General features: G+C 77.1%; 13 protein-coding genes. 7 read left to right on the top strand and 6 right to left on the bottom strand.

Annotation, left to right across the window (positions count from 1 at the left end):
* Positions 1-5: 5 nt before the first annotated feature.
* Positions 6-914 (top strand): RecB family exonuclease, encoded by a 909-nt coding sequence (locus tag ACI79L_RS03710; RefSeq protein ID WP_456935472.1) that lies wholly within the window; start codon positions 6-8, stop codon positions 912-914.
* Here ACI79L_RS03710 and ACI79L_RS03705 read toward each other — a convergent pair.
* The 4 genes from ACI79L_RS03705 to ACI79L_RS03690 are packed head-to-tail and all read right to left on the bottom strand — an operon-like array spanning position 911 to position 5,897.
* Positions 911-1,780, bottom strand: coding sequence for an oxygenase MpaB family protein (locus tag ACI79L_RS03705; protein WP_456935471.1), 870 nt, complete (start codon positions 1,778-1,780; stop codon positions 911-913). The two genes, ACI79L_RS03710 and ACI79L_RS03705, sit on opposite strands and share 4 nt — an antisense overlap.
* Positions 1,777-2,691: an alpha/beta fold hydrolase gene (locus tag ACI79L_RS03700; protein WP_456935470.1), complete on the bottom strand. Its 915-nt coding sequence runs from the start codon at positions 2,689-2,691 to the stop codon at positions 1,777-1,779. Before ACI79L_RS03700 ends, ACI79L_RS03705 begins: the two co-directional genes overlap by 4 nt.
* A 48-nt stretch (positions 2,692-2,739) precedes the next feature.
* The gene (locus ACI79L_RS03695) at positions 2,740-3,909 is read right to left on the bottom strand and encodes an outer membrane protein assembly factor BamB family protein (RefSeq protein WP_456935469.1); all 1,170 of its coding nucleotides are present in this window, start codon (positions 3,907-3,909) and stop codon (positions 2,740-2,742) included.
* An 8-nt stretch (positions 3,910-3,917) separates the two neighbouring features.
* The gene (locus ACI79L_RS03690) at positions 3,918-5,897 is read right to left on the bottom strand and encodes a DEAD/DEAH box helicase (protein ID WP_456935468.1); all 1,980 of its coding nucleotides are present in this window, start codon (positions 5,895-5,897) and stop codon (positions 3,918-3,920) included.
* Positions 5,898-5,969: 72 nt separating this feature from the next.
* On the opposite strand from ACI79L_RS03690, the gene ACI79L_RS03685 reads away from it, so the two are divergent.
* Complete coding sequence (locus tag ACI79L_RS03685) at positions 5,970-6,620, top strand: ferritin-like fold-containing protein (protein WP_456935467.1); 651 nt, start codon at positions 5,970-5,972, stop codon at positions 6,618-6,620.
* Positions 6,621-6,680: 60 nt separating this feature from the next.
* Here ACI79L_RS03685 and ACI79L_RS03680 read toward each other — a convergent pair whose 3' ends face one another.
* Together ACI79L_RS03680 and ACI79L_RS03675 are read right to left on the bottom strand one after the other, a co-directional pair.
* Positions 6,681-6,917 (bottom strand): DUF3107 domain-containing protein, encoded by a 237-nt coding sequence (locus ACI79L_RS03680; protein WP_387991600.1) that lies wholly within the window; start codon positions 6,915-6,917, stop codon positions 6,681-6,683.
* A gap of 111 nt (positions 6,918-7,028) precedes the next feature.
* Complete coding sequence (locus ACI79L_RS03675; protein ID WP_456929366.1) at positions 7,029-7,670, bottom strand: TetR/AcrR family transcriptional regulator; 642 nt, start codon at positions 7,668-7,670, stop codon at positions 7,029-7,031.
* A gap of 69 nt (positions 7,671-7,739) precedes the next feature.
* On the opposite strand from ACI79L_RS03675, the gene ACI79L_RS03670 reads away from it, so the two are divergent.
* The 5 genes from ACI79L_RS03670 (at position 7,740) to moeZ (ending at position 14,023) form a co-directional block, all read left to right on the top strand.
* The gene (locus tag ACI79L_RS03670; RefSeq protein ID WP_456935466.1) at positions 7,740-8,858 is read left to right on the top strand and encodes an alpha/beta fold hydrolase; all 1,119 of its coding nucleotides are present in this window, start codon (positions 7,740-7,742) and stop codon (positions 8,856-8,858) included.
* 428 nt (positions 8,859-9,286) lie between these two features.
* Positions 9,287-10,096, top strand: coding sequence for a DUF3152 domain-containing protein (locus tag ACI79L_RS03665; RefSeq protein ID WP_456935465.1), 810 nt, complete (start codon positions 9,287-9,289; stop codon positions 10,094-10,096).
* 110 nt (positions 10,097-10,206) lie between these two features.
* On the top strand, positions 10,207-11,112 hold the full coding sequence (locus ACI79L_RS03660) for an ATP-binding cassette domain-containing protein (protein WP_456935464.1): 906 nt from the start codon (positions 10,207-10,209) through the stop codon (positions 11,110-11,112).
* Positions 11,109-12,752: a hypothetical protein gene (locus ACI79L_RS03655; RefSeq protein WP_456935463.1), complete on the top strand. Its 1,644-nt coding sequence runs from the start codon at positions 11,109-11,111 to the stop codon at positions 12,750-12,752. The genes ACI79L_RS03660 and ACI79L_RS03655 overlap by 4 nt, the downstream gene beginning before the upstream one ends.
* 110 nt (positions 12,753-12,862) lie before the next feature.
* Positions 12,863-14,023 (top strand): adenylyltransferase/sulfurtransferase MoeZ, encoded by a 1,161-nt coding sequence (gene moeZ / locus ACI79L_RS03650; protein WP_456929361.1) that lies wholly within the window; start codon positions 12,863-12,865, stop codon positions 14,021-14,023.
* Positions 14,024-14,083: the final 60 nt, after the last annotated feature.

Here is a 14,083-nt window from a genome sequence, read left to right as displayed (position 1 = left end):
GCCGGGTGAGGCAGTCCGACGGCGCACAGCTCGAGATGCCCGGCATGCCGCGCCGGCTGTTCCCCGCGACGCCGAGCAAGCTGGCCACCTTCGCCGACTGCCCGCGCCGCTACCGCTTCGCCTACGTCGACCGGCCGACGCCGCCCAAGGGCCCGCCGTGGGCGCACAACACGGTCGGCTCCGCCGTGCACGCCGCCCTGCGCTCGTGGTGGGACCTGCCGCGGGGCCGGCGCACCGCCGTCGCCGCCCGGCAGCTGCTCTACGGCGTCTGGTCGGCCAACGGCTTCCGCGACGACGAGCAGGCCGCCCGCTGGCGCGCCACCGCGGCCGGCTGGGTCACCGGCTACGTCGAGTCGCTGGACCCCGCCGAGGAGCCGGTCGGGCTGGAGCGGCAGGTCTCCTGCACCACCGAGCGGCTGGCGCTCACCGGGCGGGTCGACCGCATCGACCAGCGCGGCGACGAGCTGGTCGTCGTCGACTACAAGACCGGCCGGGTGCCCAGCACCGACGACGAGGCGCGCGGGTCGGCGGCGCTCGCGGCCTACGTGCTCGGCGTGCGGCGCACGCTGCGCCGGCCGTGCAGCCGGGTCGAGCTGCACCACCTGCCCAGCGGCACGGTCGCCTCCTTCGAGCACACCGAGCGGTCGCTGGCCAACCACGTGCGCCGGGCCGAGGACGTCGCGGAGGACATCGCCGTCGCCACCCGGCGGATGGAGGACGGCGTGCCGCCGGACGAGGCGTTCCCCGCCGCCCCCGGCCGGCAGTGCGGCTGGTGCGACTTCCGGCCCAGCTGCCCGGTGGGGCAGGCGGCGACGCCGCCGCGGGAGACGTGGAGCTTCCTGCCCGCCGACGACCCGGTGGAGGCCCGGGCGCGGGAGGGTCAGGCGCGGGAGGGCCAGGCGCGGGGGGGCTAGGCGCCCACCTCGACCGCGCCCGCCGTCCGCTCGAAGGCGGCGCGCCGGATCGGGGAGTGCCGGGCCCGGTCGGGCAGCGCGAGCATCCCGGTGCGGAACGCCCGCAGCGCCGCCGTCGCCGCGGTGTCGGTCAGCGTCAGCCCGGGCAGCGAGGCCATCCGGCGCGCCCACGGCGGCAGGGTGGCCACCGCCAGCGACGCCAGCGACCCCCAGGCCGGCCGGGCCGGGGTCAGGAACTGCACCCAGCGCGGCATCGGCGGGACGACGAGGAAGCGCCACGCCTCCCGCCCGGCCGCGGTGAGCGTGAGCTCGGGCCGGAGCCGCTCGAAGTAGCCGGCGAGCGCGGCCGCCGAGTCGGGGACGTCGGCGCGGTCGATCCCGATGAGCTCGGCGGCGGTCACCTGCTCGGCCACGTAGCGATCGGCCTCGGCGGCGGTGACGACGCCCGTGCGGCGGGCGACGTCGAGCAGCGAGTCGACCTCGCAGTTGTGCACCCACAGCAGCAGGTCGGCGTCGTCGACGCGGTAGGTGCGGCCGGTGGTCTCCTCCGTGCCGCCCAGGCGCCGGTGCATGCCGCGGACCCGCCGCACGGCGCGGATCGCCTCGCGGCGGGTGCCGAAGGTCAGCGTGTCGACGTACTCGGCGGTGCGCACCAGCCGCTGCCACGGGTTCGCGCGGAAGACCGAGTTGCGGGCCACCCCGTCCATCGCGACCGGGTGCAGCGCCTGCAGCAGCAGCGCGCGCAGCCCGCCGACGCTGTAGACCGGGTCGGCGTGCACCCGCCAGGTGACGCTGTCGGGCCCGAAGAAGCCGAGCAGGTCCTCCTCGGCGGTCCAGTCGCGCGCCGAGGGCCGGAGGTCGCTCACCGGGTCCCCTCCGGCACCGAGGACCAGAACGCCTCGAGCACCTCGAGCGTGCGGCGCGGGTTCTCGACGGCGGGGGAGTGGATCGCGCCGTCGATGACCTCGTGCCGGGCGCCCAGCCGCCGGGCCATGTCCGCCTGCACGTCCGTCGGCCAGGCGTCGTCGGCCACGCCGTAGGCGACCAGCACCGGCACGCCGGTCGCGGCCAGCTCGGCGACCCGGTCGGGTTCCGTGGTCATCGCGTCGGCCATGCCGCGCAGCCCGGCGGCGGTGTTGGCGAGGAACCGGCGGGCGTAGAACGCGCGGGTGGGGGCGGGCACCGCCTGGGCGCGCTCGTCGGTCATCGCCAGCTGCTCGAGCGTGGCGTGCACGGCCGGGACGCCGCCGGAGTCCAGCAGCGGGCCGAGGTGCTCGAGCAGCTCGGCGCGCAGGCCGCCCAGCCGGGAGGGGCCCGACCCGAGCAGGGTCAGCGACCGGAAGGCGGCGGGGTCGGCGAGGACGGCGCCGCGGCCGACCAGCCCGCCGAAGCTGTGCCCGAGCAGGTGCGGGGTGCCGGTCTCCTCGCGCAGCAGGCGGGCGACGTCGACGACGTCGGCGGCGAGCTCGGCGACCGAGTAGGCGGCCGGGTCGTCGGGGCCGGGCGACTCGTACTGCCCGCGCTGGTCGATCGCCACCACCCGGTAGCCGTCGGCGGCCAGCGGCGCGAGCAGCGGAGCGAAGTCCTCCTTGCTGCCGGTGTAGCCGGCGACCAGCAGCACGGTGCCGCTGCGCCCGTCGCCGCCGGTGTCCAGCGCGGCCAGCGGCCCGGCCCGCCCGGGGAGGGTGCGCGGCGTCGCGTCGTGGTCGGCGAGCTGGCGCAGGTCGTCGGCGGCGATGGCGAGGTCGGGGCTGTGCGAGGTGCCGGGCAGGACCATGGTCCCCAGTGAACCTCGCCCGCGGCGGCCGCGCCGCCGTGCGGGGGACTAGGCGTACCCGAGCACCCGGTCGGGGAGGGCGTAGACGAGCACCGGCCCGGCGACGGCGGCCCGCCCGCCCGGCGCCGGCGGGGCCTGCAGGGCCACCCGGGAGAGCTCGGCGCCGGTGACCGGGTCGCGCAGCACGAGGCCGTCGGGCTCGGGCACCCAGACGCCGGCCTGCCCGACCTCGCCCTTGCCGGCGGCGGACGCGGTGGGCAGGCCGAGGGCCGGCGTCGACCACAGCGTCGCGCCGCTCGTCCGGTCCAGCGCCCACACGGTGCCGCGCGCCCACACCAGCGCGACGTCGCCGGTCCCGGACTGCAGCACCGGGTCGCCCTCCGCGCCGCCGTCGGTCGCGGCCGGGAGCGCGAGCTCCTGCAGCTGGGCGCCGTCGTCGGGGCGGTGGACCAGGAGGGCGTCGCCGGCGACGACGGCGACCAGCCGGTCCGCGCCGGCCAGCCGCACCTCGGCGCCGTCCGCGACGGCCAGGTCGCGGGTCCAGCGGGCCTCGCCGGAGAAGGAGTCGAACAGCCGCAGCTGGACGGCGGCCGAGCCGGCGCAGCGCTGCAGCACCGCGACGCCGGCGCTGCCCGCGGCGGTGTCGAGCAGCGTGCAGCCGGACTCCGCGCCCGCCCGCCAGCGGACGTTGTCCCCGACCGGGTCGAGGACGACGACGCCGGTGTCGCTGCTGGCGAGGACCACCTGGTCGGCGCCGGTGACGGTGGCCTCGCCGCGCAGGCTCAGGTTGCGGGTCCAGGCGCGCACGCCGGTGGCCGCGGTGAGCGCCAGCGCCTCGTCGCAGCGGTCCGCGGTGCGGAAGACCGCGACGACGAGCCCGTCGCTGGCGGAGAGCCCGCACAGCGCGGCGTCGGTGCGCCGGTAGTGCCAGGCCTCCTCGCCGGTGGCCGGGTCCAGCGCCGTGACGCCGTCGGGGACGGGCACGACCACCCGGCCACCCTCGACGACGGCGTCCGGCAGCGGGACGTCGACGTCGACCGACCAGGCGGGCCCGACCTCACCGGCCGGCGCGGCCGAGGGGACCGGCGGCTCGGCGGCGGTGGTGCTGTCGGTCGCGGCGACGCTCGACCCCCGCCACAGCAGGGTGGCGACGACGGCCAGCGCGAGGGTGGCCGCCGTCCAGACCCACACCCGCAGCGGCGGGGGACGCAGCGCCACGCGGCGTCTTACGCGGCGGACTCGGAGTCGCCGCCGTCGCCGTCGCCGTCCTGGCCCTCGGCGCCGGAGCCGGAGTCGGCGGAGGCGCCGGAGCGACCCCGGCCGCCGCGGCGGCGACGGCGCCGGCGCGGCTTGGCCGCACCCTCGCCCGACCCGTCAGCGGCGTCCCCGGCCGGGTCCTCCGAGGCCTCGGCGGACCCGGCCTCGGCCGGCGCGGCGTCGGCCGGCGGGGCGGCGATGGCCTCGGCCGCGGCACCGCCGCCGCGGGTGCGGCGGCGCGAGCGGGACCGGGCCGGGCGCTCGTCCTCGGTGCGGGGCTCCTCCCGCGCGGGACCGCGGCCGGCGCCCTTGGGCTTCCGGCCGGTCTCGCCGAGGTCCTCGAGCACCTCGGCGTCGAGGCCCTCGCGGGTCCGCTGCGAGCGCGGCAGCCGGCCCCTGGCGCCCTCGGGGACGTCGAGGTCGGTGTAGACCCACGCCGAGGTGGAGTAGGTCTCCGGCGGGTCCACGAACGGCAGGTCCAGCGCCTTGTTGATCAGCTGCCAGCGCGGGATGTCGTCCCAGTCGACCAGCGTGACGGCGACGCCCTCGCGCCCGGCGCGGCCGGTGCGGCCGATCCGGTGCACGTAGGTCTTCTCGTCCTCGGGGCACTGGTAGTTGACGACGTGGCTGACGCCGGTGACGTCGATGCCGCGGGCGGCGACGTCGGTGGCGACCAGGACGTCGACCTTGCCGCTGCGGAAGGCGCGCAGTGCCTGCTCGCGGGCACCCTGGCCGAGGTCGCCGTGGACGGCGGCGGCCGCGAACCCGCGGTCGACCAGCTCGTCGGCGACCTTCTGCGCGGTGCGCTTGGTGCGGCAGAAGACCATGGCCAGGCCGCGGCCGCGGGCCTGCAGCACGCGGGCGAGCAGCTCGGGCTTGTCGAGGTTGTGCGCCCGGTACACGAACTGCGTCGTCTGCGGGACGGTCGAGCCCTCGTCGTTGCCGTGCGCCCGGATGTGCGTCGGCTGGGTCATGAACGACCGCGACAGGGTGACGATCGGGCCGGGCATGGTGGCCGAGAACAGCATCGTCTGCCGCTGGGTCGGGACCATGCCGAGGATCCGCTCGATGTCGGGCAGGAAGCCCAGGTCGAGCATCTCGTCGGCCTCGTCGAGGACCAGGACGCGGACCTTGCCGAGGATCAGGTGGCCCTGCTCGGCCAGGTCCAGCAGCCGGCCGGGGGTGCCGACGACGACCTCCACGCCGGCCCGCAGCGCGGACACCTGCGGCTCGAACGCGCGGCCGCCGTAGATGGCCTGCACGCGGATGCCGCGCTTGGCGCCGGCGGTGCCGAGGTCGCGGGCGACCTGGACGCACAGCTCGCGGGTGGGGACGACGACCAGCGCCTGCGGGACGCCGTCACCGCCCTCCGCGGCGGGGACGACGCGCTGCAGCAGCGGGACGCCGAAGCCGAGGGTCTTGCCGGTGCCGGTGCGGGCCTGCCCGATGAGGTCGTTGCCGGCCAGCGCCAGCGGGAGGGTCAGCTCCTGGATCGCGAAGGTCCGGGTGATGCCGGCCTCGCCCAGCGCCGCGACGACGTCGGGGTGGACGTCGAAGTCGCTGAACAGCGGCGCGGTCTCCTCGACGGGGGCGCCGCCGAGGGCCTCGACGGTCTGCTCGACCTGCTCGGGGGCCGGCGCGCCGGTCTCGGCGTGCTCGAGCTCGGTGATCGGGGTGCTGGTCCCGGTGGGGGTGGTCTCGGTGGGGGTGTTCTCGATGGAGGTCAGTGCTCTCGCCTCTGGTCGGCTGGGGGAGCTGCCGGGGCGACGGCGTCGTCGCCCGGGGCGCTCCGCGGTCGGGTGTCGCGGGATGCGTTCCAGCGCCGACGCGGCCAGCGGACCGGGGAGGACCGGGACGCGCCCGGTGCCCGATCGGGGCTCCTCAGGGCGTCGTCCGACGTTCGTCAGCGCACAGATACCAGCGAGCCTGGCGGCCCGCCTGTTCCCCATGCTAGCGCGGACAGCGGTTAGCCTCGGTCGCCGCGCGGCCCCGCCCGCCCCGACACCACCCGGAGGTGGCACGTGACCACGGTCGACACCCGAGCCGTCGTCGACCTGCTCGGCGTGCTGGCCTACGCGGAGCTGACCGCGTTCGACCGGCTGGCCGAGGACGCGCGGATGGCGCCGACCCTGGCCGGCCGCGCCGCGCTGGCGCGCATGGCCGCCGCGGAGATGGGCCACCACGACCGGCTGGCGCAGCGGCTGACCGAGCTCGGCGCGGACCCGACCGAGGCGATGCGCCCGTTCGTCGCCGCGCTCGACGGCTTCCACGAGGGCACCCGCCCGCGCACCTGGCTCGAGGGCCTGGTGAAGGCCTACGTCGGCGACGGCCTGGCCGCCGACTTCTACCGCGAGATCGCCGGCTCCCTGCCGGATCCGGACCGGTCGCTGATACTCGAGGTGCTCGCCGACACCGGCCACGCCGACTTCGCCGTCCGCGAGGTCCGGGCCGCGATCGCCGCGCAGCGCACGCTGGCCGGCCGCCTCGCGCTGTGGGGACGCCGGCTGGTGGGGGAGGCGATCTCCCAGTCGCAGGCGGTCATCGCCGAGCGGGACGGCCTGGCCCGGCTGATCATCGGCGGCACCGGCGACCTGACCGGCGTCGTCCGGCTGGTGGACCGCATCACCGCCGCGCACACCGAGCGCATGAAGACCCTCGGCCTGAACCCCTGAAGACGCCGGGAGGGCGTCCCCGCGGGATGCGGGGACGCCCTCCCGGGACGTACGGGGGTCTCAGGCGCCGGCGACGAAGCCCACCCGGCGCTGGTCGGCCTGGGCGATCTCGACGTAGGCGATCCGGTCGACCGGGACGAGGACACGGCGGCCCCGCTCGTCCTCCAGGGTCAACAGCCCGTCCTTCGTGCCGCCGGACACGGCGGCGGCCACGTCGGCAGCGATCTCGTCAGGGGTCTTCGGGCTGTCGACGACCAGCTCCCGGGGGGAGTGCTGGACACCGATCTTGACTTCCACGGGGGATGCCTCCTCGGGTTGCACGGCTGCCGACCACGCTAGTCCAGCGCGGGGTGCGCGGCCCCGGCGTGCGCCTGTGCCCTCAGCGAACAGGCACGGCGCGGGACCGGATCAGCCCGCGGCCGGCTCGCCCTCGACCCGCGGGAAGCGGGAGATGCCCCGCCAGGCCAGCGCGGACATCAGCGACACCGCCTCGTCGCGGGTCACCGTCCCCTTCTGCGCCAGCCACCATCGGGCGCTGGTCTCGGCCAGGCCGGTCAGCCCCGAGGCCAGCAGGTGCGCCTGCTCGGGCGAGCTGCCGGTGTCACCGGAGATGACCTCGGCGATCGCCTCGACGCACGCCCGGTTGCCGCGGTCGACCAGGGCGCGCACGTCGTCGTCGTTGCGCAGGTCGGACTCGAAGACGAGCCGGAACGCGCCGCCCTCGGCGTCGATGAAGTCGAAGTAGGCGCCGACGGCGCCGTGCACCCGCTGCCGGTTGTCCTCGGTGCCGGCCATCGCCTCGCGCACCCGGTCGGTGAGCTCGGTGACCTGCTGCTCGAGCAGCGCCAGGTAGAGCTCCCGCTTGCCCGGGAAGTGCTGGTAGAGGACGGGCTTGCTGACGCCGGCGCGGTCGGCGATGTCGTCCATCGCGGCGGCGTGGAAGCCGTGCGCGACGAAGACCTCCTGGGCGGCCTGCAGCAGCTGCAGCCGCCGGGCGCCGCGGGGGAGCCGCGACGTGCGGCGGACGGGGGCCGGTCGGGAGGACTGCATGGTCCCGGGGATGTTACCGGCGGGTCACCCGCTCCACGCGACACCTCCGGCTGGCATACCGTTCGCCGCGTGCCCGAGGTCCGTCGCGTGCGCCGCCGCCCGCCGGCGCCCCCGTCGATCGCCCCGTCGTCCACCGCCCGGCTCTCGACGACGCCCCTGCCCGTCCCCGGCGCGCCGCCGGACGCGTGGCCCGGCCGGGAGCTGCCGGTCAGCGGCGGCACCGTGTACGTCCGCACCACCCCGTGGGCCGGGCCGCCCGGGGCGCCGCGCGAGCGCGCGCTCTACGTCCACGGCCTCGGCGGCGCGTCCACCAACTGGACCGACCTGGCGGCGCTGCTCGCCGTCCGCTGCGCGGGGTGGGCGGTGGACCTGCCGGGGTTCGGCCGCTCGCAGCCGCCGACCGGCGGCTCGTACTCCATCCGCGGGCACGTGCGCGCGGTGGTCGAGGTCCTCGAGCACGTCCGGGACCAGCCGGGCGACGGGCAGGGCGGGCCGGTGCACCTGCTCGGCAACAGCCTCGGCGGCCTGGTCAGCCTGGTGGTGGCCGCCCGCCGGCCGGACCTCGTCGCGTCACTGACGCTGGTCTCCCCGGCGATGCCGGTCTACCGCGTGCCGCAGGCGTTCAGCCGCGCGCTGCTGCTGCTCCTGCTGCCGGGCGTGCCGGGCGTCGCCGAGCGGCGGCTGGCGGGCGTGACGCCGGAGCAGTCGGTGCGCGGCATGCTGCAGATGTGCTTCGGCGAGCCCGCGCGGGTGCCGCCGGAGCGGGTCGACGCCGCCGTCGAGGAGACCCGCGAGCGGGTGCGGCAGGAGTGGGCCAACCGGGCGCTCACCCGCAGCATGCGCGGCCTGATCACCTCCTACCTGCGGGTCGGCCGGGCCAACGCCTGGCGGCTGGCCCGCGCGCTGCGGATGCCGACGCTGGTGGTCTGGGGCGACCGCGACCGGCTGGTCGACCCGCGGCTGGCCCCGCGGCTGGCCGCGGCCGTCCCCGACGCGCGGCTGCTGGTCCTGGAGACCGTCGGCCACGTGGCGATGCTCGAGGCGCCGGAGGAGACCGCCCGGGCGGTGCTCGGCCTGCTCGAGGAACTCGACGCCGGGGACCTCGACGCCGGGGACCTCGACGCCGGGGACCGCGACGGCGCCACCGGGGCCGCGGACGACGAGGAGCCGGAGGTGCGCGCGGGCTGAGCCGGGTCGCGCGACGCGCCACCCGCGGGTCGCACGGGTCTCGTGTGACGCGTGAGAACCTGACCTGGACGCGCGGTGACGCCGCCCGCGACACTGCGTGACCGGAAGGACGACCGGCGGCCCCGCGGCCGCGAGGCCCGACACGGCGAGGAGGCGGCACCGTGGCAGGTCCTCCGCCCGGCCGGCCCCCCGGGGCCCGGATCGGGAGGGAACCGGCCCGCGGACTCCCTCCGCTCCCGCCGCTGCCCTCCCGCGCGCCGTCCTCCCGCGCTCCGTCCTCCCGCACTCCGTCCTCCCGCACTCCGGGGCCCGCGGCCGACCGCCGCGATCCGCCGGCGCGGCCCCGGTCCCCGCGGCCCGCGGAGCCGGAGGCGCGGCCCGGCGCCGGCCGCCGGGCCGCCCGGCCGCAGCGGCGCCGCGGCGGAACGGTGGGCCGGTTCGTGGCCCGGTGGGGCTGGCGCGCCTACGCGATCCCGCTGCTCGTCGTGGCCACCGTGCTGACGGTGGTCGACCTGCTCGGCCCGGGCACGCCGGCCCGGGTGGGCGCGACCGCCGGCAGCACGGGATCGGTGGCCTCGACGGCGCCCTCCTCGTCGGCGGCCTCCTCGACGCCGAGCGCGACCCCCACGGACACCCCCGCGCCCACCGCGCCCGCCGAGGGCGACGCCGGCCCGACCGGCCTCCCGGCCCCGGCGGCCGGCACGTACGTGGAGCAGGGCGCGGGCACCGTGGCGGTCGTCCCCGGCAGCTCGGGGGTCTACGGCACCGGCCCGCTGCAGCGCTTCGTCGTCGAGGTCGAGGACGGCATCGGCGTCGACGGCGCGGCGTTCGCGGCCGCGGTGGAGGCCACCCTCGGCGACCCCCGCTCGTGGGGCAACGGCGGCCGGATGTCCTTCCAGCGCGTGGACGCCACCGACGCCGGCGCCTACGACTTCCGGGTCAGCCTGGTCAGTCCCGGCAGCATGGAGCGCTACTGCCCGGGCGTGGGCACCGGCGGCTACACCTCCTGCCGGTACGGCGAGCGCGCGGTCATCAACCTGGCCCGCTGGGAGACCGCCGTCCCCCACTACCAGGGCGACGTCGCCACCTACCGCCAGTACGTCGTCAACCACGAGGTCGGGCACGCGCTGGGCAACGGCCACCAGGACTGCTCCGGTCCCGGCCAGGTCGCTCCCGTGATGCAGCAGCAGACCCTCGGCCTCGAGGGGTGCGTGAGGAACGCCTGGCCCTTCCCCTGACCAGGGGCGCGGAGCCCTCCCGCCGGGCGCGGGCCGGGTCTACGCTCCGGGGCCGGTGCGCCGGGAAGTCTGGTCGGCAGTCGTGATCCCGACGACCCGATCGGACCGCCATGACGACTCCGGACGTCCCCGCCGTGCTGCTGGACTCCCTCGGCAAGCGCTTCGGCGCCACCGAGGCGGTCGTGGACCTCTCCCTGACCGTCCCGCCGGGTGAGGTCTTCGGCTTCCTCGGGCCCAACGGGGCCGGCAAGTCCACCACCGTCCGCATGCTGCTCGGGCTGCTGCGCCCGACGACCGGCCGCGCAGAGGTGTTCGGGCACCCGGCGGCCGACGTCGGGGAGGCGCACCGGCACCTCGCGTACGTGCCGGCCGACGTCGCGCTGTGGCCGTCGCTGACCGGCCGGGAGTGCCTGGACCTGCTGGCCGGGGTGGGCCCGGGCACCGACGCCGCCTACCGCGACGAGCTCGTCGAGCGGTTCGCCCTCGACGTCGGCAAGCGGGCCCGCGCCTACTCGACGGGCAACCGGCAGAAGGTCGCCCTCGTCGCCGCGTTCGCCACCCGCGCCCCGCTGCTGGTCCTCGACGAGCCGACCAGCGGCCTGGACCCGCTCATGGAGCGGGAGTTCCGCGCCTGCATCGCCGAGGCCGCCGACCGCGGGCAGGCGGTCTTCCTGAGCTCCCACCAGCTGGCCGAGGTCGAGGCGGTGTGCAGCCGGGTCGGGATCCTGCGGGCGGGCCGGCTGGTGGAGGTCGCGGGCCTGGCGGAGCTGCGCCGGCTGCGCCGCTCGGAGGTGACCGTGCAGCTCGCCGGTCCCGCGCCCGGCCTCGCCCGGCTGGCCGAGCTGCCCGGGGTGGCCGACGTCCGGTGGACGACGCCGCTGGAGGTCACCCTCGCGCTCACCGGCCCGCCCGGCCCGGTGCTGCGGGTCCTCGGCGACGCCGACGTGGTGCGCCTCGACGTCCGGGAACCGTCGCTGGAGGAGATCTTCCTCGACTACTACGGGCGGGCGGCGTGACCACCCGCACCGCGCCGCGTGCGGTCCCCGGCCGGCGGCCCGCCGTCGCCCCGGCGCGGCCGGCGACGGCGGTCCGGCGGGTGGCGGTCCGGTCCGTGCGCCGCGGGACGCTGGTCGTCGCGCTGCTGTGCGGCGGGCTCCCGGCGTTCGTCGCGCAGCAGTACGAGTCCACGCTCAGCGGCGCGGTCGGCCTGGACTCGCTCGCCGCGCTGGCCGACAACCCCGCGATCCGCACGCTGTTCGGGCCGCCGCTGGCCCTCGACGACGCCGGCGGCTTCACCGTCTGGCGCACCGGCACGGTCGCGCTCGTGCTGGCCGGCGTCTGGGCCGCGCTGGCCGGGACGCGGCTCACGCGCGGCGAGGAGGAGGCCGGCCGGGCCGACCTCCTGCTCGCCGGCCGGGTCCGGCTCGCGACGCTGGCCCGGACCGCGCTCGGGGTCCTGCTCGGGGCGGGAGCGGTGGTCGGTGCCGCGGTGGTCGCGGGGATGCTGCTCGCCGGGACCGCGCCGGCCGGGGCGGTGCTGTTCGGCGCGGTCGTGGGCGGCACCGCCATGGCCGGCGGCGCGCTCGGCGTGCTGGCCGGGCAGCTGCTGGCCGAGCGGCGGTCCGCCACGGGCCTCGCGGTCGCCGTCGTGCTCGCCGGCCTGCTGGCGCGGATGGTCGGCGACGGAGTGGCCGCGCTGTCCTGGCTGCAGTGGGCGAGCCCGTTCGGGCTGCTCGGCCGCGTGGCGCCCTACGCCTCCGACCGGTGGGCGCCGCTGCTCGTCCTGGCGGTCCTCGTGGCCGCGCCCGCCGTCCTGGCCGTCGCCCTGTCCGGGGCGCGGGACGTCGGCGCCGGCCGGTGGCACCGCGCGGACCGGGCGCACGCGCCGAGCCGGCTGCTGCGCTCGCTGCCCGGCCTCGCGGTGCACCGCACCCGGCGGCCGACGGCGACCTGGTCCCTCGGCGTCGCCGCCTACTTCCTGCTCATCGGCCTGCTGGCCACCGCGATGGTCGACTTCCTGCGGCAGAACCCGGTCTTCGCGGAGATGGCGGCCGCCGCCGGGTTCGACCGGCTGGCCTCGGTGCAGGGCTACGCGGCGTCGCTGTTCACCCTGCTGGCGGTGCCGGTCGGGGCGTACGCCGCCGCGCGGGTGGCGGCGGTCGCCGCCGACGAGACGTCGGGCCGGCTCACCCTGCTCTACAGCCGGCCGGTCGGGCGGGTGCGCTGGGTGGCCTGGGAGACGGGTGCGGTCGCGACCGGCGCCGTCGTCGTCGCCGCGGCCGCCGGGGTGGCGACGTGGGCGGGTGCCGCGTGGGTGGGCGCCGGCCTGGGCCTCGGGGAGGCGCTGGCCGGCGCGCTGTCGGTCGTCCCCGTGGCGCTGCTGTGCCTGGGCGCGGCGCTGTTCGCGCTGGGCTGGCTGCCGTCGGCCGTGCTCGCCGTCGGCGTGCTGCCCGCGGCCGGCGGCTACCTGCTCCTGGTCCTCGCCGACAGCTTCCGCTGGCCGGGGTGGGTCCGGGGGGCCTCGCCCTTCGCGCACCTCGCGGCGGTGCCCGCGGAGCCCTTCGACGGCGCCGGGGCGGCCGGGATGCTCGCCGTCGCGGCGGTGCTGGCGGCCGCCGGGCTGGCCCGGTACGCCCGGAGGGACCTCGCGGGCTAGGACCTCGCGGGCCAGGGACCTCCGGGCCGGGGGAACAAGGCGTCCTGTCACGCTGTTGTGCGCACGAAACACCGGCCAGGGCCGGAGTCCGCGACCCCTGAGGAGCAAGCGTGTCCCTGCCACCCCTGGTGGAGCCCGCCGCCGACCTGTCGATCGACGAGGTCCGCCGCTACAGCCGCCACCTGATCATCCCGGACGTCGGGATGGACGGGCAGAAGCGGCTCAAGAACGCCAAGGTGCTCGCCGTCGGCGCCGGTGGCCTGGGCTCCCCGGTGCTCATGTACCTGGCCGCCGCGGGCGTCGGCACGCTCGGCATCGTCGAGTTCGACGTCGTCGACGAGTCCAACCTGCAGCGGCAGATCATCCACGGGCAGTCCGACGTCGGCCGGTCGAAGGCCGAGAGCGCGCGCGACTCCATCAAGGAGATCAACCCGCTGATCGACGTCCGGCTGCACGAGACCCGGCTGGACAGCGACAACGTGCTCGACATCTTCAGCCAGTACGACCTCATCGTCGACGGCACCGACAACTTCGCCACGCGCTACCTGGTCAACGACGCGTGCGTGCTGCTCGACAAGCCGTACGTGTGGGGCTCGATCTACCGGTTCGACGGGCAGGTCTCGGTCTTCTGGAACGAGCACGGGCCCAACTACCGCGACCTGTACCCGGTCCCCCCGCCGCCCGGGATGGTCCCCTCCTGCGCCGAGGGCGGCGTGCTCGGCGTCCTCTGCGCGACCATCGGCGCCATCCAGGCCACCGAGGCGGTGAAGCTGATCACCGGCATCGGCGAGACGCTGCTCGGCCGGCTCATGGTCTACGACGCCCTGGAGATGACCTTCCGCACCATCAAGGTGCGCAAGGACCCCGAGGCCGAGCCGATCACCGGGCTCATCGACTACGAGGCCTTCTGCGGCGTCGTGTCGGTCGAGGCCCAGGAGGCGGCCGCGGGCTCGACGATCACCGTCGACGAGCTCAAGGACATGATGGACGCGGGCAAGGACTTCGAGCTGATCGACGTCCGCGAGCCCAACGAGTACGAGATCGTCTCGATCCCGGGCGCGACGCTCATCCCCAAGGACGAGATCCTCTCCGGCCGCGCCCTCGCGCAGCTGCCGAACGACAAGCCGATCGTGCTGCACTGCAAGACCGGCGTCCGCTCGGCCGAGGTGCTCGCCGCGGTCAAGAACGCCGGCTTCAGGGACGCCGTGCACGTCCAGGGCGGCGTGACGGCGTGGGCGACGCGGATCGACAAGACGCTCCCCACGTACTAGAAGGACCTCGCCCCTCCCCACGACACGCTCCGCGCGCCGCGGGACCCGGGGACGAGGCCG

This window comes from Geodermatophilus sp. SYSU D00684 (assembly GCF_054050455.1).
This window is presented reverse-complemented; position numbering and strand designations above follow the sequence as displayed.

Coding starts and splice junctions, on each gene's coding strand:
- ACI79L_RS03700 (WP_456935470.1), bottom strand. CDS start 2,691: ATGGTCCTGCCCGGCACCTCGCACAGCCCCGACCTCGCCATCGCCGCC.
- ACI79L_RS03690 (WP_456935468.1), bottom strand. CDS start 5,897: ATGGGGAACAGGCGGGCCGCCAGGCTCGCTGGTATCTGTGCGCTGACG.
- ACI79L_RS03660 (WP_456935464.1), top strand. CDS start 10,207: ATGACGACTCCGGACGTCCCCGCCGTGCTGCTGGACTCCCTCGGCAAG.
- ACI79L_RS03675 (WP_456929366.1), bottom strand. CDS start 7,670: ATGCAGTCCTCCCGACCGGCCCCCGTCCGCCGCACGTCGCGGCTCCCC.